We start from the raw sequence: 19,930 nt of genomic DNA, 5'->3' as shown, positions 1-19,930 counted from the left end.
GCGGACGGAGGGGCGCGGGATGGGTGCACTGCGCAAGGCGGGGGTCTGGCTCGGGCTCGTCGAGGAGGACGACGAGCGGGCCTACGACGACGGTGGCTACGAGAAGAGTGGCTACCGCGAGTCGCGTTACCGGCAGAGCCGGTATGCCGACGAGTTCGCCGACGAGGACGAGGAGCAGGACGAGGCACCGCCGCCGCCCCGGCCCCGGGCGGGTGAGCGGACCCGGCTGGCCGAGCGCAACGTCGGTCGGTCCGTCGACCACGACCGCTCCGACGGTGACCGTCCGGAGCGGAGCGACCGCGCGGAGCGATCCAGTGTGCGGTCGATCAGTCGGCCGAGCAGCGCGGAGCCGTCCGGTGCGCTGACGTACCAGACCCGGGACAATCTCGCGCTCGCCCCGCAGCCGCAGTTGCGTGAGCGGGCGGTCCCGGTCGAGCAGCCGGAGCAGCGCTACCAGATCACCACGCTGCACGTCACGACGTACCGCGAGGGTCGCACCATCGGCGAGCACTTCCGGGACGGCGTTCCGGTGATCATCAACCTCACCGAGATGGACGAGGCCGATGCCCGCCGATTGGTCGATTTCGCGGCCGGTCTGGCGTTCGGGCTACGCGGTACGATCGAGCGCGTGACCAACCGGGTGTTCCTACTCTCACCGGCCAACGTCCAGGTCACCGCGGAGGACAAGGCCAAGATCGCTGAGGGTGGGTTTTTCAGCCTGAGTTAGCCCGACCGAGGGATCCGCCTGCCGTGCTTCTGTCCATCCTGTTTCAGGTTCTCTACCTGATCGTCTACGTCTTCCTCCTGGTGCTTTTGGCCCGGTTTGTCCTAAGTGCCGTCTTGCAGTACGGTCGTCGCTGGCAGCCGAACCGGGGAGCGGCGGCGGGAATGGAATCGGTGTGGAGCGTCACTGATCCGCCCCTCAAGGCGTTGAGGCGTGTGATCCCGCCATTGCGAATTGGTACCGTGAGCATCGACCTGGCCTCCCTTGTGCTCCTGGTTATCCTGTTCGTGCTGATGAGATTCGTGTTAGGGCCGTTGATCATCAGGTCAACAACCTGGTGACCAGCGTGCCGCGCGGCCGCAACTGACCCGAGGAGTTTCGATGCCGCTGACCCCGGCCGACGTGCACAACGTCGCCTTCAAGAAGCCGCCTATCGGCAAGCGGGGGTATGACGAGGAGGAAGTCGACGCGTTTCTGGACGAGGTCGAGCGCGAGCTCGCCCGTCTGATCGAGGAGAACAACGAGCTGCGCGCCCAGGTGGAGCGCGGCGGTCGTGGCGGCGCACCAGCCGGCCCGAGCGCCGACCCGCGACTGGCCGCCGAGCTCAACGACGTCAAGGCACAGCTCGACCGGGTGCAGCGCGACAAGGCCCAGGCCGAGCAGGCCGCCCGCGCGATGCAGGCCGAGCTGGAGCAGGTCCGGGCCCAGGGCGGTCCGGCGGTCGGTGGCGCCGACGGCGAGCAGCAGGCTCTCCGGGTGCTGATGATGGCGCAGCGGACGGCCGACGACCACGTCTCCGACGCCCGCCGCGAGGCCGACAAGCTGCTCTCCGACGCGCGCACCAAGGCGGAGGAGGTCACCCGCGAGGCGCGGGCCAAGGCCGACGCCCTGGAGCGGGACGCCCGCCAGCGGCACCAGGAGGCCATGGGTGGCCTGGACGCCAAGCGGACCGCGCTGCAGAAGCACATCGAGGAGCTCAAGCAGTTCGAACGTGAGTACCGCACCCGTCTGAAGGCATACCTGGAGAGCCAGTTGCGCGATCTCGACGGGCGTGGCCAGGGCCTTGAGGTGGAGATGACCCGGACCGACGGCAATCGGTCCGGTGGCAGCACTCCCGGCCTGGCCACCGCGGGCCTGACGAACTCGTACGGCGGGGGCAGCCGCTCCGGCGCACTCGAGACCGGGCGCTGATCCCGCCCAGGGACCAGCGCGGTACGACAGGACGCCGTACGACAACCGGAACCGATGCGTCGGGGGTGAGCCGTGATAGTCGGCAGTCTGGTGCTCATCCTCGCCGCCGTCGCGCTGCTCGTGCTCGGCCTGGCCAGCGGGTCGAGCGGGCTGCTGATCAGCTCGATCGCGGTCAGTCTGCTGGCCGCCGTCGCGCTGGTGGTGGGTGCCCGGCAGGCGGCCGGGGTCCGGGGCGCGGCCAACGGCCACGTCGCGGACGGACCCGGTGACGACGAGCTGGTCACGCACGGCGGCGGCGAGGCGGGCGAAGCCCGTCGTCGCCGGCCACCGACCAGCAGCCGGATGGCGCCGACCGACCCCCGGCTCGCCGGTGCCGGCCGGGACGGCGCGACCGATCCGTTCCCCGAGAGCGGGTCGGTGCTGACCGACCCGGTCGAGGTGACGGTTCCGACCCAGGCCACCCGGCAGGGTGCCGACGACGACACCGGCTGGCGGCAACCGGCCGGAACGCCGGAGGCGTCCGTGGCCGCTCCGGCCGGGCAGGGCGAGCCGGACGACGACGTACCGGCGGACGAGCCGGCGCCCCAGCCGGTCTCCGAGGCCGACGCCGCGCTGGTCGCCGCCCTGCTCGACGACGTGTACGTGGTCGACGGCCGACCGCGCTACCACCTACCGGACTGTCCACACCTGTCCGGGCGGGAGAGCGAACCGATTCCGGTGAGCGAGGCGGTGGAGCTCGGCTTCACCCCGTGTGGGCGCTGCGAGCCGGACACCGCCCTGCTCACCGATGCACGTCCGGGCTGACCGCCGGGCCGGGGTGCCGACGGCTTCCCGGGCACCGGAGGCGTGCACAGCTCCGGTGCGGACGCCGTGACCGAGCCCGTGGCGGTGACGGTCGCCGTCCGGGTCAAGCCCGGCGCGTCCCGGGCCCGGGTCGGCGGCCGGTTCGACGGCCCGTACGGACCGGCGTTGGTGATCGCGGTGCATCCACCGGCGGCGGACGGCCGGGCCACCGAGGCGGCCCGGCGGGCGCTCGCCGAGGCGCTCCGGCTGCGGCCGGCTGCGGTCAGCCTGCGTACCGGCGTGGCCAGCCGCGACAAACTCTTCCTGGTCGACGGTGCCGACCCCGGCATCGACGCCCGGTTGCGCCAACTCCGCGACGGACCGCCGGAGTGAACGCTCTTCCACCCGCCCTCGTGGTCTGTCGTGGCCGGTGGCGGGGATCGGGGTGCCTGCGTCGCAGCTTCCGGGCCGAGCAGACCCCGGTGCCGGCCCCGCCCCGTGCGCGGCGGCCGTGACCGACCGGCTCGACATCGCCCTGCTGATCGGCGCGGCGGTACTCCTCGTCGCCGTCGGCGCGGTCCGGCTCTCCACCCGGCTCGGCGTGCCGAGCCTGCTGGTCTACCTCGCCATCGGGGTGGGGATCGGCGAGTCCGGTCTCGGCATCCGGTTCGACGACGCCGAGCTGACCCGGGCGCTCGGCTTCTGCGCGCTGATCGTGATCATCGCGGAGGGCGGCCTGACCGCCCGGTGGTCCACGCTGCGACCGGTACTCGGCATCTCCGTCACGCTGGCCACCATCGGGGTGGTGGTCAGCATCGGCGTGGTCGGGGTGGTGGTGCACGCCCTGCTCGGCCTGGACTGGCGACTCGCGCTGCTCTACGGCGCGGTGCTCTCCTCCACCGACGCGGCGGCGGTCTTCGCCACGCTGCGCTGGCTGCGGTTGCCGCGCCGGCTGGTGGCCACCCTGGAGGCCGAGTCGGGGATGAACGACGCCCCGGTGGTACTGCTCGTGGTGCTGCTCTCCACCTCGTCGCTGGCCGGCCACGTCTGGTGGTACGAGGTGCTGCTGGTCTGCTACGAGCTGGCCGTCGGCGCCGTACTCGGCTTCGGGGTGGGGATGCTCGGCCGGTGGACACTGCGCCGGGCGGCCCTGCCGTCGTCCGGGCTGTACCCGATCGCCGCCGTCGGCCTGACCGTGCTGGCGTACGGGGTGGCCACCGTGTCGCACGCCTCCGGGTTCATCGCGGTCTACGTGGCCGGAGTGGTGCTCGGCAACTCCCGGCTGCCGCACCGGCAGGCGATCCTCGGCTTCGCCGACGGGTTGGCCTGGCTGGCCCAGATCGGCCTGTTCGTGCTGCTCGGTCTGCTCAGCTCGCCGGGGCGGCTGGAGGACGCGCTGCTGCCGGCCGTGGTGGCGGGGCTGGCGCTGACCTTCCTGGCCCGGCCACTGTCGGTACTGGTCAGCGCGGTCGGGTTCCGGGTGGGGCTGCGGGAGCAGGGGTTCCTGTCCTGGGCCGGGCTGCGCGGGGCGGTGCCGATCGTGCTGGCCACCATTCCGCTCTCCGAGGGGCTGCCCGGTGCCGACCAGCTCTTCGACACCGTCTTCGTACTCGTGGTGATCTTCACGCTGGTGCAGGCCGGCACCCTCGGGCCGGTGGCCCGCCGGCTGCGGATCGTCGCCCCGGCCGAGCTGACGGAGCTGCGGGTGGAGACCGCTCCGCTGGAGCGGATGCAGGCGGACCTGTTGCAGTTGGAGATCCCGCCGGGGTCCCGGCTGGTCGGCGTGCACCTGGACGAGCTGCGGTTGCCGATCGGCGCCTCGGTGACGCTGGTCTCCCGGGACGGGGTCGGTTTCGTGCCCGGCCCGGACACCCGGCTGAAGGTCGGGGACAGCCTGTTGATCGTGGCCACCGCCCGGGTGCGGGACGAGGTCGAGCGCCGGCTGCGGGCGGTGAACCGGCGTGGCCGGCTGGCCCGGTGGTTTGGGGAGTACGGCGACGACCGCAACAAATGATGCTATCGTTCCTTTCGCCCGGTTTGAGGATTATTACGGGTTGAAATCGGTAACATCGGTGCGGCATGTTGTCGGACGTCTGTACGTTCCGTATTCTTGCCAACCTCCGGAGTGCGCGGCGTCCCGCCGCGCGCCCGTTTTGCAATTGGGGGACGTCGTGGTCGGACGGGCGGGCATCGGAGGCGGAACGGCCGGAAAGTCCGGTTCGTCGCTCGCCACCGACACCGCCCGGCAGCCCCGCACCGTCGCGCGGCACAGTCGTCCGGCGTCCCTGGGACCCGGCGGTGGCGGATCCCGCCGCCGGCAGCACCCCACCGGTCGCACCCGCCGGAGCGACCGGATTGCGCAGGACCCGCCGGACCGTCACGGGAGCGTCGGAGGTTCCTGTCCAGGCACGGCCGATCGCCGCGGAGTCCGCGGCCGAGGGAGCGACGATGGCTAAGCCAGCAGAGACCAGGACCGCCGGCCGCAAGTCGGCACCGAAGGCCGCGCGCAGTGCCGCGGAGACCGAGAAGATCCGCGCCGCGCTGGCGGCCCGCCGGGACGAACTCCGTGCCGAGTACGATCAGACGCTGAGCGAGATCACCGAGCTGCAGCGCGACCGGTTGACCGACTCGGCCGGGGACGACCAGGCCGACACCGGCACCAAGACGTTCGAGCGGGAGCAGGAGATCTCCCTCGCCAACAGCATCCTGGAACGCATCACGCAGGTGGAGCGGGCCCTGGAGCGGCTTGACGAGGGCAGCTACGGCTGGTGCGAGCGGTGCGGCAACCCGATCCCGGTGGAGCGGCTCGCCGCGTTCCCGTCCGCCACGCTGTGCGTCTCGTGCAAGCAGTTGGAGGAGCGCCGGTGAGCCCCGGCGGGTGGTGAACCTCAGGAAAGGGACTCCTGCTGAACATCGACGACGAGCGGACGACCATCGACGACGAGCCGGCCGCCGAGGCCCGGACGACCGGGTCCGGTCCGGACGGCACCGCACCGGGGCGGGTCCGGCGGGTGGCCGTCACGGTGCTGCTGACCACCGCCGTACTGGCCTGGCTCGCCGATCTCGGCACGAAGCATCTCGCCCTGGCGACCCTGAGTGACCAGGATCCGGTACGCCTGCTCGGCGGAGCGGTCTACCTGACCCTGACCCGGAACAGCGGGGCCGCGTTCAGCCTCGCCTCCGACCACACCTGGGTGTTCCCGCTGGTCACCGCCGGGGTCATCGGCTGGATCGGCTGGATGGCCGTCCGGCTGCGCTCGCTGCCCTGGGCCGTCTCGCTGGGTCTGGTGCTCGGCGGCGCGCTCGGCAACCTGACCGACCGGATCTTCCGCGCGCCCGGCCCGTTCGTCGGGCACGTGGTCGACATGGTCAGCCTCTTCGACCCGTACGGGCAGGTCTGGCCGATCTTCAACCTGGCGGACAGTGCCCTGGTCAGCGGGGTCGTCCTGGCGGTGCTGCTGGAACTGACCGGCCGGCAGCGGGACGGCACCCGACTGCGCTCCCGACGCAGCGAGGACGCCGGAGCACCCGGCACGGCCACCGACGGCTCCGGCCCGTCCGGCCCCGACGCCGGCCCTGTCACCGGCACGTCCGGCACTGTCAGCGAGGGCTCCGGCCCTGTCGCCGGCACGTCCGGGACTGTCAGTGGCGGGTCCGGCACCGACACCGAACGGCGGGACGCGTCATGACCTCCATCTCCGACGCGGGCCAGGTACGCCCCACCGGCGACCGTCGCTCGCTGCCGGTGCCCGACGGGCTCGACGGCATGCGGCTGGACCAGGCGGTGTCCCGGCTGTTCGGTCTCTCCCGCACGGTGGCGGCGACGCTGGTCGAGGCCGGCGACGCGCTCGTCGACGGCGCTCCCCGGCCCAAGTCCGACCGGGTCGCCGCCGGATCGTGGCTCGAGGTGCTGCTGCCGGCGCCGCCCGTCGCGCCGACCGTGATCCCCGAGACGGTACCCGGCCTGCGGGTGGTGCACTCCGACGACGACATCGTGGTGGTCGACAAGCCGGTCGGCGTGGCGGCGCACCCGAGCCCGGGGTGGAGCGGGCCGACCGTGATCGGCGGGCTGGCCGCGCTCGGGCACACCATCGCGACCAGCGGCGCCGCCGAGCGCCAGGGGATCGTGCACCGGCTCGACGTCGGCACCACCGGCGTAATGGTGGTGGCCAAGAGCGAGCAGGCGTACACCCTGCTCAAGCGGGCCTTCAAGGCCCGTGAGGTGGAGAAGCGCTACCACGCGGTGGTGCAGGGCCACCTCGACCCGCTGCGCGGGACGGTGGACGCGCCGATCGACCGGCACCCCACCCACGACTACCGCTGGGCGGTGGTGGCCGGCGGCAAGCCGAGCATCACCCACTACGACACCCTGGAGGCGTTCCCGGCGGCGAGCCTGCTCGACGTACGGCTGGAGACCGGGCGTACCCACCAGATCCGGGTGCACCTCTCCACCCTGCGGCACCCCTGTGTCGGTGATCTGACATACGGCGCCGATCCCACCCTCTCGGCCCGGCTCAAGCTCAACCGTCAGTGGCTACACGCCCGCGAGTTGGCCTTTGTCCACCCCCGGACGGCCGAGCAGGTCCGGTTCGTCAGCGACTACCCTGACGACCTGGAACTTGCACTCCGTATCCTGCGCGACTGACCGACCGGCAGGGATCACCCGACGAGGGGGAGTTCGCCCGTGCGCCTCGGCGACCTGTTGCGACAGTTGGACCACCGACTGTTGCCGCCCCTGGCCCGGGGCATGGCCCAGCTCGGGCACGGCCGGCTGCGTCTCCGGCTGCTCACCACGGTCGCGCTGCTCTGCTCGGCGGCCGTACTGGTCACCGCCGTGTGGGCGGCCGATCGGCAGCCGGCCGGCGACCAGACCGTCGGCGAGGTGACCCGGGTCGGGGTGGGGCAGGGCCAGTCCATCCCCGGCTACGTCGAGGCCACCCGGGGCGAGTTGCGGGCGCTCGTCACGGCCGGCCCGAGCGGCCCGACCCAGCCGACGTACGCCCTGGTGACCATGTCGGCCTATCTGGCACCGGACCGGTTGGCCCCGGTGCTGACCGGGATTCCCGTCTCGGAGGTGTTCGCCCGGCTGTGGCGCCCCGGCACCCAGACCGAGATCGTGCGGATCCCGGCCCTGCGCGTCCCCGAGGACGTCGTCGCCGGGATGTCGGAGGTCGCGGAGCGCAAGGACGCCGAGGTCCGGGACTACCAGGAGCGGATCGCCGGGGTCACCGGCGACGGGGCCCGGGAGCGGGAACTGCGCCAGTTCTACGAGAGCGGTGCCCGGGTCGCCGACGAGGAGGCGACCGCGTACCGGGCGCCGTGCTCGTGCGTCTACGCGGCGGTGGTGCGTGGCGAGCCGGCCGCGCTGGAGCGGATCGCCGGCCGACCGGAGGTCCGGGCCGTGGACCCGGCGCCGGAGGTGCAGCGGCTGGACCGTACCGTCTTCACCCCGCCGCTGCCCGAGCAGAGCGACGTGGCGCGTCCGCCGGCCGACGTGAGCCTGCCGGCCGTGGACGGCCAGCCGACCGGCGGGCCGGGCCCGGGCAGTGTGCCGGACGCCGATCCGGCCGCGCCGCCGACCTCGGCCGACCCGGCGGCCGAACCGCCCGCCGAACTGCCGGTGATCGTGACCACCGGCCCGGCCGGGCCCGGCGCGACGGAACCGCCGCCGACGGTGGAGACGCCGACCGAGGACCGCCCGCCGGAACCGGACCCCACGGCCATCTCGTCGCCGGCCGAGATACCGTCGGAGCGTCCACCGCCGGTGGAGGCGCCACCGGCCGAGTCGCCCGCCACCGGGTCGACCGGCGGGGCGTGACGGTGGTCGGCACGACGGACATCTGGTCGGCGGCGGGCACGCCGACGGCGGTGGGTGCACTCCCTAGGTGGCCCGAATAGGGTTTGCTTCGTAGCCTGTCAGGGCGGGGACCGATGGTGCTGGGAGGGGCGAGCCGTGGACGGCACCGAGACCGGCTGGGGCCGGCCGGCAGAATCAGCGCCGCGTTGGCGGGCGCTGCTCGACCGGGCCCTGCACGGTGGCCGCACCGATGAGCAGCAGGTTCTCGACGAACGGTCCGAGGCGGCGCCGTCGCCGGAGGGCGGTCGCGGCGCCGGCCGGTCCGCCGGCAGCGGCTACCCGGGGCGGCCGGAGGGCGACTCCCGGGGAGCCGCTCCCGGCTATCCGGCGGCATCCGGCTACCCGGCCGCACCCGGCTACGGCGGTCCCGCCGAGCACCGGACCGGGCCGGGACATCCGGGTGAGTCCCGCTACGCCGCCCTCGAAAACGGTTACCGGCCCGACCCCGGATTCGGCGTCGGACGGCCGGCCGAGCCCGGTTACCGGCCCGAACCCGGCTATCCGGCCGATTCCGGCTTCCGGCCCGGCCCGGACTACCGACCGGGTGCCGACCGGCGCGAACCCGACTACCCGCCCGGCGGCTACCGACCCGAACCCGGCTACCGGCCCGAGCCGGTAGACCCCTACCGCCCCGAACCGGCCGACCAGGGTTTCTCCGGCGAGTCCCGGTACGCGGCGCTGGGCAGCGGCTACCAACCGCCGCCGGTGGTGCCGGCACCGCGTCCGGCCCTGCCCGGTCCGCCGGTACCGGCCCGTCGCCCGGACCAGGGCGCCGGCCCGGCCCTGCCGCAGCGTCCGGCACCGCCGCCCGCCGGGCGGCCGATCCCGGCGCCCCGCAACTCGCTGGCGCCCCCGGCCGCTCCGGCGGCGCCGCCCACGGCGCCGCCGCCCGGTCCACCGGCCGCCGGCTATCCACCGGTGGACGTCGGGTACGCGCCGGTGTCCCGCCGCGCCAGCATCGACCCCTACCCGTCCCGACAGCAGCGGTCGGCCGACCCGGAGGTGGAGCGGGCGAGGAACGTGCTCCGGCGCGACCTCGGCTCGCCCCGGGTGGTCGCCTTCGCCAACCCGAAGGGCGGCGTGCACAAGACCACGGCGACGGTGCTCGGCGCGGCGACGGTCGGCAGCGTACGCGGGCGCGGTGTGCTCGCCTGGGACGACAACGAACTGCGCGGCACCCTCGGCCTGCGGGCCGGAAGTGCCCGGCACGCCCGGACGATCCGGCACCTGGTCGCCGACCTGATCGAGGTCGAGGCGCTGCCGGACAACCAGTTGATCGAGCGGCTCGACGACTACCTGCGGCACGCCTCCGACGGCTCGTACGACGTGCTGGCCGGTGAGGAGAGTCCTCGGTTCGCCCAGCGCCTCGACCAGCACACCGTCCGGCGGGTGCTGGAACTGCTCCGCCGCACCCACGACGTGATCTGCGTGGACACCGGCAACAACGTGGAGAGTTCCAACTGGCAGACGGTGCTGCGCGCCGCCGACCAGTTGGTGGTGACCACGGTGCCCCGGGAGGACGCGGCGTTCACCGCCGACTGGATGCTCGACCTGTTGCACGACATCGGCATGGGCGAGCTGGCCGACAACGCGGTCACCCTGCTCTCCTGTCCGACCCCGGGCCGTTCGCCGCTGCTGGACGACCTGAAGCGGCACTTCGCCACCCGGACCCGGGCGGTGGCGGTGGTGCCGTACGACCCGGCGCTGGAGACCGGCTCGTCGATCGAGTACGCCTACCTGGCGCAGGAGACCCGGGACGCCTGGCTCCAGGCGGCGTCGATGATGCTGGAGCCGTTCGCCCGCTGACCCGGGGTCGCGCCGTCGCTCCGGGGCGGAGTGTCTGCGGGTCGGCGTCCGAGGTCAGGCGGCCGAGCTGGCGACACGCCCGGGTGCGGAATGTGGGGCACCTCGCCCGGCCGTGTCAAGCCTGGAGACGCGACGGCCCTGGGACTAGGCTCGGGGGCCGGCGGTCGCGCGTCGGGGTACGCGCCCTGCCGTCGGGGCACCGATCGTGCCGTCCGGCCTGCGCTCGCCAGCCGCGTCGCGGGGCCGTTGGGGGATGCGTCGCTGGGTGACCGGCAGCCGCCGTCGACCGTGGTCGGCGGACCGGCCGGCAGCCGCATGAGGGAAGGGGGCCCTGGGTGTCTGACTCGTTCGTGCACCTGCACGTGCACACCGAGTACTCGATGCTCGACGGGGCGGCCCGGCTCAAGGAGTTGTTCGCCGAGACCAACCGGCTCGGCATGCCGGCACTGGCGATGACCGACCACGGCAACCTCTTCGGCGCGTACGACTTCCACAAGCAGGCCAAGGCCGCCGGGGTGACCCCCATCATAGGCAGCGAGATGTACGTGACGCCGGGAACTGACCGGCGGGAGCGGACCCGGGTGCGCTGGGCCGACGGCGGCGAGAACGACGTCTCCGGTGGTGGCGCGTACACCCACATGACCATGCTGGCGGCGGACGCCGACGGCCTGCGCAACCTGTTCCGGATGCAGTCCCGGGCCAGCCTGGAGGGCTACTACTTCAAGCCCCGGGCGGACCGGGAACTGCTGCACCAGTACGGCAAGGGGATCATCGCCACCACCGGCTGCCCCTCCGGCGAGGTGCAGACCTGGCTGCGGATCGGCAACTTCGACAAGGCGTGCGAGTCGGCGGCCGAGTTCCGGGACATCTTCGGGGCCGACAACTACTACCTGGAGGTCATGGACCACGGGCTCGACATCGAGACCCGGATCCGGCAGGACCTGATCCGGCTCGGCAAGAAGCTCAACCTGAAGCCGGTGGCCACCAACGACCTGCACTACACGTACGAGAAGGACGCCGAGGCGCACGAGGTGCTGCTCTGCGTCCAGTCCGGCTCGACGCTGGCCGACCCGAAGCGGTTCAAGTTCGACGCCCGGGACTTCTACCTGAAGTCGCCGGCCGAGATGCGGGCGCTCTGGGACGCCGAGGTGCCGGGGGCCTGCGACAACACGTTGGAGATCGCCGAGAAGATCGGTGACTACTCGGCGCTGTTCGCCTCCCGCAACCTGATGCCGCAGTTCCCGGTGCCGGCCGGGGAGACCGAGGAGACCTACCTGCGCGCCGAGGTGATGCGCGGGCTGGAGCGGCGGTTCCCGGGCGGGGTGCCGGAGGACCGGCGCAAGCAGGCGGAATACGAACTCGACGTCATCATCAAGATGGGCTTTCCGGGCTACTTCCTGGTCACCGCCGACCTCATCGCGTACGCCAAGCGGGAGGGGATCCGGGTCGGACCGGGGCGTGGCTCGGCGGCGGGTGCGCTGATCGCGTACGCGCTCGGCATCACCGAGCTGGACCCGATGGCGCACGGCCTGCTCTTCGAACGGTTCCTCAACCCCGACCGCGTCTCGATGCCCGACATCGACATGGACTTCGACGAGCGTAGGCGCGGTGACATGATCCGCTACGCCACCGAGAAGTACGGCGAGGAGCGCGTCGCGCAGATCATCACGTACGGGACGATCAAGGCCAAGGCGGCGATCAAGGACGCGGCCCGGGTCCTCGGGTACCCGTTCGCGATGGGCGACCGGATCACCAAGGCGATGCCCCCGGCGGTGATGGGTAAGGACATCCCGCTCGGCGGCATCTTCGATCCCGGTCACCCGCGTTACCAGGAGGCGGCCGAGTTCCGGCAGCTCTACGACGGCGACGGCGAGGTACGCAAGGTCGTCGACACCGCCAAGGGCCTCGAAGGGCTCAAGCGGCAGTGGGGGGTGCACGCGGCGGGCGTGATCCTGTCCCGGGATCCGCTGCTCGACGTGCTGCCGATCCAGAAGCGCGAGCAGGACGGCTCGATCATCACCCAGTGGGACATGGGTGCCTGCGAGACCATCGGCCTGCTCAAGATGGACTTCCTGGGCCTGCGCAACCTGACCATCATGGACGACGCGCTGGACGCCATCCGGGACAACCGGGGCGAGGACCTGGTCCTGGAGGACCTGCCGCTGGACGACAAGGCGACGTACGCCCTGCTCGGCCGGGGCGACACCCTCGGGGTGTTCCAGTTCGACGGCGGCCCGATGCGGGCGCTGCTCCGCTCGATGGCACCGGACAACTTCGAGGACATCTCGGCGGTCGGTGCGCTCTACCGACCCGGTCCGATGGGCGCCAACGCGCACAACGAGTACGCCGACCGCAAGAACAACCGCAAGCCGGTGGTGCCGATCCACCCCGAACTCGCCGAGTCGTTGCAGGACATCCTCGGTGACACCTACGGGTTGATCGTCTACCAGGAGCAGGTCATGGCGATCGCCCAGAAGGTCGCCGGCTACACCCTCGGCGCCGCGGACCTGCTGCGCCGGGCGATGGGCAAGAAGAAGAAGGAGATCCTCGACAAGGAGTTCAAGCCGTTCGCCGCCGGCATGAAGGACAACGGCTACAGCGACGCGGCGATCAAGACGCTCTGGGACATCCTGGTCCCGTTCTCCGACTACGCGTTCAACAAGGCGCACAGCGCCGCGTACGGGGTCGTCTCCTACTGGACCGCCTACCTGAAGGCGAACTACCCGGCCGAGTACATGAGCGCGCTGCTCACCTCGGTCGGCGACGACAAGGACAAGTCGGCGGTCTACCTGGCCGAGTGCCGGCGGATGGGCATCAAGGTACTGCCGCCGGACGTCAACGAGTCCAACGCCCGGTTCGCCGCCGTCGGCGCCGACATCCGGTTCGGGCTGGCCGCCGTACGCAACGTCGGCGCGAACGTGGTCGAGTCGATCCGCCGCTCCCGCAAGGAGAAGGGCAACTTCACCGACTTCTACGACTACCTGCGCAAGGTCGACGCGGTGGCCTGCAACAAGAAGACCATCGAATCACTGATCAAGGCCGGCGCCTTCGACTCGCTCGGACACACCCGCAAGGGGCTGCTGGCCGTACACACCGACGCGATCGACTCGTTCATCGCGCTCAAGCGCAACGAGGCCGTCGGCCAGTACGACCTGTTCGGTGACGCGTTCGGCGGCGGTGACGACGCCGGGGCCGGCGGCGGCATGGTGGTGACCCCGCCGATCCCGACGGGCGAGTGGGACAAGACCGACCTGCTCACCTTCGAGCGGGAGATGCTCGGCCTCTACGTGTCGGACCATCCGCTCTTCGGGGTCGAGCACGTGCTCGCCGCCGCCGCGGACATGTCCATCGCGGCACTCGGCGAGGAGGGCGGGGTCGCCGACGGGCAGGTGGTGAACCTGGCCGGCATCCTCTCCGGGGTACAGCGCCGGATCACCAAGCAGGGCCGGGCCTGGGCCTCGGCCACCCTGGAGGACCTCGGCGGCGCGGTCGAGGTGCTGTTCTTCCCGAACACCTACGAGCTGGTCGGGCAGTACATCGCCGAGGACGCCATCGTGGTGGTCAAGGGCCGGGTGGACCGCCGTGACGACCAGCCCCGGCTGATGGCGATGGACATGTCGATGCCGGAGATCACCGCGGCCGACGAGGTCAAGCCGGTGGTGCTGGCGCTGCCGCCGTCCCGCTGCACTCCACCGTTGGTGGAACGCCTCCGCGAGGTGCTGACCAGCCATCCCGGCTCGGCGGAGGTGCACGTCAAGCTGGTGAACGGCTCCCGGGCCACCCTGCTGCGGCTCAGCCCGCTGCGGGTCGCACCCACCACCGCGCTGATGGCCGACCTGAAGGCGCTGCTCGGGCCGAGCGCGGTCGCGGGCTGAGCCGGGCGGCGTCGAGCGGCGTACGCCGTGGCCCGGTTGCACCGCTCGGGTCGCGCGTTGACGGGACTGGCCCGGTCGCGTCGGTCGGGGTGGCGCGTCGAACGGCCTGGCCCGGTCGCGCCGGTCGGGGTCGCGCATCGATGGGCCCGGCCCCGGTCGCGCCGGTCGGTGTCCAGCGTCGGAATCGGGCGTGGTCGGTTGGGCGGTGCTGGCGGTCGGGCAACGTCCGGGTCGGGCAACCTCCGGGTCGGGCCTCCGGACGCCGGCCGGGCCTGAGAGGATCATTTCGTGAGTCCGGCAGCCTCCCCTTCCGACCGCCCGCTCGGCGACGGCGACGGCGGGCTTCCCGCCGCACCGTCGGCTCCGCCCCCGGCAGCACCGACCCCGCCGTACGGCGGCGGCTTCGCCGGGACGGCACCGGGTACTCCGGGCGGACCGCAACCGGTCACCCCGGCCGGGCTGGCACCGGGTACGCCCGCCGGGGCGGCGCCGGAACCGCTCGCCTGGCCCGGCCCGACTCCGGTCGCCTCGTCCAACGGCATCTCGCCTGAGCAGCCGAGGCCGGGGACCGAGGAGTTCCCGTCCGTCCCGTCAGGCACCACGGCACCGCCGCCTGCCGGCGCCGTGCCACCGCCGGCTGCTGGTGACCGGGGGCGCCGGCTGCGGCGCGGCGTGCTGACCGGTGCGGGTGCGCTGCTGGTGCTGATCCTGCTGGGAGTTCCGTTCGGCCTGCTCTGGTCGGCCGTGTCACCGGGGGTGCCGGTGGTGCAGACCGAGGACGGCGCGCTGCTGGCCGCGCCCCAGCCGGAGGAGTTCATCGCCGCCGACGGCTGGTTCAGCCTGCTCGGGTTCGGCCTCGGCGTGCTGGCCGCGATCGCGATCTGGCTGCTGCTACGCCGGCACCGGGGACCGGTCGGCATCCTGGTGGTGGTGCTCGGCATGCTCGGCGCCGCCGTGCTCGCCTGGCAGCTCGGCCGGCAGATCGGTCTTTCCGGCTACGAGCGGCTGCTGGCCAGTGCCCCGCCGGGCGCCACGTTCAGCAAGCCGCCGGACCTGCACGGCGGGCAGTACGACCTGCTGCTCGGGTTCATCCCCGCCATCCAGGACCTGCTGGTGCCGGCGTTCGGCGCGGCGGTGATGTACACCCTGCTGGCCGGTTGGTCCCGGTATCCGGGGCTGCGGCCTGAGAGCGAGCCGGAGCCGTGGCCGGGGGGCGCCCCGGCACCGTGGCCCGGGCCCGATCCGGCGCCCCGGCCGGTCAGTTGGGACTTGCCGGTACCGCCAGCTCCGCCAGCGGCACCGGCACCGCCCGTACCTGACGCAACAGAGCCGCCTCGCGATTGAGCAGCCGGAGTTCCGCGCTCAGCCGCCCGGCGGTGTCCGGCGTCGCAAGCAGCCGCTGCCGGTCGGTGAGGGTGAGCGCGGCGGTCGCGGCCACCAGGTGCGACAGCACCGTCGGGTCGTCCGGCAACTGCTCGGAGATCTCCTCCGGGTCGTCCCGGACCAGCGTGAGATAGCGGCGGAAGACCGACAGCACCCGGGGTGCCAGCAGGTCGGCGAGCTGTTCCTGGCCGGCCGGCTCGGGCAGCCACTCCACCTCGGCGGTCAGGTACGGGGTGGGCCCCTCCTCGACCTCGGCGATCCGGAACCGTCGGCGGCCGACGGTGACCACGTCCAGCCGGCCGTCCGGCAGCTCGGTCACCTGCCGGAGTTCGGCGGTGCAGCCGACCTCGTGCAGGGTGACCGGCGAGCCGTCCGGGCGCCGGCCGGTCGGCTCGGGCTGGCCGGGCTGCGGCTCGGACCGGGATTCCGGCTCGGGTCCGGATGCGGTCGGCGCCGACCCGCCGCTGCGGATGGCCACCACACCGAACTCCCGGGGCGTGCCGTCAGGCAGGCCGCGCAGGTGCCGCATCAGTTCGAGATAGCGCGCCTCGAAGATGTGCAACGGCAGGACGAGACCGGGGAAGAGCACCGTCCCGAGCGGAAACACCGGCAGCCGCGCGTCCACCGTCCGACTCTAGCCCGTCGGCCCCGGCAGTGAACCGGCCTGGCCGGCCGATCGTGCCACCGGTCGGCCGTTCCGCCTGGTGGCCGGGGATGGACTCCGGCAGGGTGGCCGGGGGATGGGCTTCGACCGGGTGGCCGAGGGTCGGTTTCGGCCGGGTGGCCCGGGTCACCGTCCCGCCCGCTGGGCGGGCGCGGTCCGATCGGTGGGCGCCGAATAGACTGCCAAGGGTGTTGAACCGGATCGACCTGCGCGGTGGTTGGCGCGACCCGCGCGCGCTGCTGCCCCGGGCCCAGCTTGACGTCTCCGTGGCGGTGGAGAAGATCCGCCCGATCGTGGAGGCGGTCCGCGAGCATGGCTTCACGGCGATCCGGGACGCCACCCATCGGCTCGACGGGCTGCTGCTGGACCGGTTCCGGGTGCCGGCCGAGGTGATCACGGCGGCCGAGTCGACCCTGGAGCCGGAGGTCCGGGCCGCACTGGTCGAGGCGATCGACCGGGCCCGCCGGGTGCACGCCGACCAGCGGCGGGCCGAGGTGACCACCGAGGTGGTCCCGGGCGGCACCGTCACCGAGCGCTGGGTACCGGTCGACCGGGTCGGGCTCTACGTCCCCGGCGGCCTGGCGATGTATCCGTCGACCGTGGTGATGAACGTGGTGCCGGCCCAGGCGGCCGGGGTCCGCTCGCTGGTGGTGGCGAGCCCGCCGCAACCGGAGAACGGTGGCCTGCCCGACGCCCGGGTGCTGGCCGCGTGCGCGCTGCTCGGCGTCGAGGAGGTGTACGCGGTCGGCGGCGCCCAGGCGGTCGCCATGCTGGCGTACGGGGCGACCACGGACGCCGAGGGCGAGACCCGGTGCGAGCCGGTCGACATGATCACCGGGCCGGGCAACATCTGGGTCACCGCCGCCAAGCGGCTGCTCCGGGGTGTGGTCGGGATCGACGCCGAGGCCGGTCCCACCGAGATCGCCGTACTCGCCGACGACACCGCCGACCCGGTGCACGTGGCCGCCGACCTGATCAGCCAGGCCGAGCACGACCCGCTGGCCGCCAGCGTGCTGGTGACACCCTCCGAGGAACTCGTCGAGGCGGTCGACCGCGAGCTGCGCCGGCAGGTCCCCGAGGCCAAGCACGCCGACCGGATCGGCACCGCGCTCGGCGGGCCGCAGAGCGGAGCGGTGCTGGTCGACGACCTGGAAGCCGGGCTGCGGGTGGTGGACCTCTACGCCGCCGAGCACCTGGAGATCCAGACCCGGGACGCCCGCGCCTGGGCGATGCGGGTACGCAACGCCGGGGCGATCTTCGTGGGCCCGTACGCGCCGGTGTCGCTCGGTGACTACTGCGCCGGCTCCAACCACGTGCTGCCGACCGGCGGCTGCGCCCGGCACTCCTCGGGACTGTCGGTGCAGTCCTTCCTGCGCGGCATCCACATCGTCGAGTACGACGAGGCGGCGCTCCGGGACACCGCCAAGCACGTGGTGACCCTGGCCAACGTGGAGGACCTGCCGGCGCACGGCCAGGCGGTACGGGTCCGGTTCCCGGAGAGCCTCGGCGGGACGTTCCCGGAGAGCACCGACGGGGCGGTCCAGGAGAGCACCGGCGGGGTGACGACGTGACCTCCCTCGACGACCTGCCGATCCGCGACGACCTTCGCGGCCGTAGCCCGTACGGGGCGCCGCAGCTCGAGGTGCCGGTGCGGCTGAACACCAACGAGAACTCGTACCCGCTGCCGGAGCCGGTGGTGGAGGCGATCGGCAAGGCGGTCGCGGCCGAGCTGCGGGACCTGAACCGCTATCCCGACCGGGACGCGGTGGCGCTCCGGGCCGACCTCGCCGACTACCTGGGGCACGGGCTGGGCACCGCCAACGTCTGGGCGGCGAACGGCTCCAACGAGGTCCAGCAACAGCTTCTCCAGGTCTTCGGTGGGCCGGGGCGGACGGCGCTCGGCTTCACTCCGGCGTACTCGATGCATCCGCTGCTGGCCAGCGGCACCGGCACCGCCTGGCGGGACGGCAACCGGGGTGCCGACTTCGGGCTGACCGCCGCCGACGCCGTCGCGCAGGTCCGCGCGCACCGGCCGGACCTGGTCTTCCTCTGCTCGCCGAACAACCCGACCGGTACCGCGCTGGACCCGGCGGTGCTGGACGCGGTACTGGCCGAGGCGCCCGGCATGGTGGTGGTGGACGAGGCGTACGCCGAGTTCGCCCGGCCCGGCACCCCGACCGCGCTGGCGCTGCTGCCCGGCCACCCTCGGCTGGTGGTGACCCGGACCATGAGCAAGGCGTTCGGTTTCGCGGGCGGGCGGCTCGGCTACCTCGCCGCCCATCCGGCGGTGGTGGACGCGGTGCAGCTCGTCCGGCTGCCCTACCACCTGTCGGCGCTCACCCAGGCCGCCGCCCGGGCGGCGCTGGCGCACCGGGACACCCTGCTCGGCACCGTCGAGGCGATCAAGGAGCAGCGCGACCGGATCGTGGCCGGCCTGCGGTCGGGCGGCCGGACGGTCGCGGACAGCGACGCCAACTTCGTACTCTTCGAGGTCGGCGGCGACCAGCGGGTGGCCTGGCGGGCGCTGCTCGACCGGGGCGTGCTCGTCCGCGACGTCGGGCTGCCCGGCTGGCTGCGGGTCACCGCCGGCACGCCGCAGGAGACCGACGCCTTCCTCGGCGCCATAGACTCGATACCGGCCGGAGAATCGGTACCTGCCGGCCAATCGGCGCCGACCGGCACCGGCACTGGCACCGCCTCCAGCACCGACCCGGCCGGTTCCGGTGTGCCACCGGTGGTCACCGGGCCGGCGCCGACCGACTCCGGGACGGCGTGATGCGTTACCGAACAGCAGGTCGGCCGACCCGGACAACCGGTCGGCCGGCCCGGACACCGAAAGGTCCTACCGTGAGCAGAACCGCCCGGGTCGAGCGGACCACGGCCGAGACCAAGGTCCTCGTCGAGTTGGACCTCGACGGCTCCGGACAGGCCGACATCACCACCGGCGTCGGCTTCTACGACCACATGCTCCACCAGATCGCCCGGCACGGCGGCTTCGACCTGACCGTGCACACGGTCGGCGACCTGGAGATCGACGCACACCACACGATCGAGGACACCTCGCTGGCCCTCGGCACCGCCTTCGACGAGGCGCTCGGCAACAAGCTCGGCATCCGGCGGTACGGCTCGGCCACCATCCCGATGGACGAGGTGCTGGTCCGGGCCGCCGTCGACCTCTCCGGGCGGCCGTACGTCGTGCACGACGAGCCGGCGCTGGCGCCGTACATCGGGCCGGTCTACCCGACCAGCATGACCCGGCACATCTGGGAGTCCTTCGGGCAGTCGGCGCGGCTGACCCTGCACGTCTCGGTGCTGCGGGCCGCTCGGCCGGGCGGCCACCCGGACGCGCACCACGTGGTGGAGGCACAGTTCAAGGCGGTCGCCCGGGCGCTGCGCGAGGCGGTCGGCATCGACCCCCGGTCGGCCGGTACGGTGCCGAGCACCAAGGGGCTGCTCTGATGGACGCCGTCCTGCCGGTGGCGCTCTTCGCGCTCGGTGGCGTACTGATCGGTGGCGCGTGGTCGCTGCACCGCCAGGGAGCGCCGCGCCGGGCACTCGTGATCGTCGGCGTGCTGGCCGTGCTGGCCACCGCCGGGGGCCTGCTGTGGCTCGTACCGGGCGAGGGCGGATGACCGCCGCAACGGCGC

15 protein-coding genes and 3 pseudogenes are annotated in these 19,930 nt (G+C 72.9%); 17 read left to right on the top strand and 1 reads right to left on the bottom strand.

From position 1 onward, the window contains the following. Positions 1-19 precede the first annotated feature (19 nt). The 13 genes and pseudogenes from Pen02_RS24670 to Pen02_RS24610 all read left to right on the top strand — a co-directional run bounded on the left by Pen02_RS24670 (position 20) and on the right by Pen02_RS24610 (position 15,580). Positions 20-727 carry a cell division protein SepF gene (locus Pen02_RS24670; protein WP_203868447.1) on the top strand — a complete coding sequence of 236 codons (708 nt, stop codon included), beginning with the start codon at positions 20-22 and terminating at the stop codon, positions 725-727. Positions 728-750: 23 nt separating this feature from the next. Next, complete coding sequence (locus Pen02_RS24665; protein WP_203868446.1) at positions 751-1,065, top strand: YggT family protein; 315 nt, start codon at positions 751-753, stop codon at positions 1,063-1,065. A 40-nt stretch (positions 1,066-1,105) separates the two neighbouring features. Then, positions 1,106-1,915, top strand: a complete 810-nt coding sequence (locus tag Pen02_RS24660; RefSeq protein WP_203868445.1) for a DivIVA domain-containing protein — start codon at positions 1,106-1,108, stop codon at positions 1,913-1,915. Positions 1,916-1,987: 72 nt separating this feature from the next. Beyond that, positions 1,988-2,719 (top strand): hypothetical protein, encoded by a 732-nt coding sequence (locus Pen02_RS24655; RefSeq protein WP_203868444.1) that lies wholly within the window; start codon positions 1,988-1,990, stop codon positions 2,717-2,719. Positions 2,720-2,785: 66 nt separating this feature from the next. Continuing rightward, positions 2,786-3,091, top strand: coding sequence for a DUF167 domain-containing protein (locus Pen02_RS24650; RefSeq protein WP_203868443.1), 306 nt, complete (start codon positions 2,786-2,788; stop codon positions 3,089-3,091). Positions 3,092-3,209: 118 nt separating this feature from the next. After that, complete coding sequence (locus Pen02_RS24645; RefSeq protein WP_203868442.1) at positions 3,210-4,712, top strand: potassium/proton antiporter; 1,503 nt, start codon at positions 3,210-3,212, stop codon at positions 4,710-4,712. 434 nt (positions 4,713-5,146) lie between these two features. Then, positions 5,147-5,566, top strand: coding sequence for a TraR/DksA family transcriptional regulator (locus tag Pen02_RS24640; protein WP_203868441.1), 420 nt, complete (start codon positions 5,147-5,149; stop codon positions 5,564-5,566). Between the two features lie 38 nt (positions 5,567-5,604). Beyond that, a pseudogene (lspA, locus tag Pen02_RS24635) lies at positions 5,605-6,228 on the top strand (signal peptidase II); the annotation flags it as partial. Positions 6,229-6,383: 155 nt separating this feature from the next. Further along, entirely contained in the window at positions 6,384-7,343 is a 960-nt protein-coding gene (locus tag Pen02_RS24630; protein ID WP_203868440.1) for an RluA family pseudouridine synthase, read from the top strand. Positions 7,344-7,382: 39 nt separating this feature from the next. After that, positions 7,383-8,516 (top strand): hypothetical protein, encoded by a 1,134-nt coding sequence (locus Pen02_RS24625; RefSeq protein ID WP_203868439.1) that lies wholly within the window; start codon positions 7,383-7,385, stop codon positions 8,514-8,516. Between the two features lie 135 nt (positions 8,517-8,651). After that, on the top strand, positions 8,652-10,361 hold the full coding sequence (locus tag Pen02_RS24620; RefSeq protein WP_203868438.1) for a MinD/ParA family ATP-binding protein: 1,710 nt from the start codon (positions 8,652-8,654) through the stop codon (positions 10,359-10,361). 335 nt (positions 10,362-10,696) lie between these two features. Next, positions 10,697-14,236 (top strand): DNA polymerase III subunit alpha, encoded by a 3,540-nt coding sequence (dnaE, locus tag Pen02_RS24615; RefSeq protein WP_203868437.1) that lies wholly within the window; start codon positions 10,697-10,699, stop codon positions 14,234-14,236. Positions 14,237-14,524: 288 nt separating this feature from the next. After that, positions 14,525-15,580, top strand: coding sequence for a DUF2567 domain-containing protein (locus Pen02_RS24610; RefSeq protein WP_239141212.1), 1,056 nt, complete (start codon positions 14,525-14,527; stop codon positions 15,578-15,580). On the opposite strand, the gene Pen02_RS24605 is transcribed toward Pen02_RS24610, so the two are convergent. Continuing rightward, positions 15,495-16,244, bottom strand: a complete 750-nt coding sequence (locus Pen02_RS24605; protein ID WP_203868436.1) for an LON peptidase substrate-binding domain-containing protein — start codon at positions 16,242-16,244, stop codon at positions 15,495-15,497. The two genes, Pen02_RS24610 and Pen02_RS24605, sit on opposite strands and share 86 nt — an antisense overlap. A 227-nt stretch (positions 16,245-16,471) precedes the next feature. Between Pen02_RS24605 and hisD the strand changes: the two are divergent. From hisD to Pen02_RS24585, 4 genes and pseudogenes are all read left to right on the top strand, one after another. After that, a pseudogene (hisD, locus tag Pen02_RS24600) lies at positions 16,472-17,779 on the top strand (histidinol dehydrogenase); the annotation flags it as partial. Positions 17,780-17,850: 71 nt separating this feature from the next. Then, positions 17,851-18,918, top strand: a pseudogene (locus tag Pen02_RS24595) (histidinol-phosphate transaminase); the annotation flags it as partial. A gap of 212 nt (positions 18,919-19,130) precedes the next feature. Further along, positions 19,131-19,742, top strand: coding sequence for an imidazoleglycerol-phosphate dehydratase HisB (hisB, locus tag Pen02_RS24590; protein ID WP_203868433.1), 612 nt, complete (start codon positions 19,131-19,133; stop codon positions 19,740-19,742). Next, complete coding sequence (locus Pen02_RS24585; RefSeq protein WP_203868432.1) at positions 19,742-19,915, top strand: CG2302 family histidine operon protein; 174 nt, start codon at positions 19,742-19,744, stop codon at positions 19,913-19,915. The genes hisB and Pen02_RS24585 overlap by 1 nt, the downstream gene beginning before the upstream one ends. Positions 19,916-19,930 lie beyond the last annotated feature (15 nt).

This window comes from Plantactinospora endophytica (genome assembly GCF_016862915.1).
GTDB lineage: Bacteria > Actinomycetota > Actinomycetes > Mycobacteriales > Micromonosporaceae > Plantactinospora > Plantactinospora endophytica.
The sequence above is the reverse complement of the archived record's forward strand: the minus strand, read 5'-3'. Positions and strand labels throughout refer to the sequence as shown.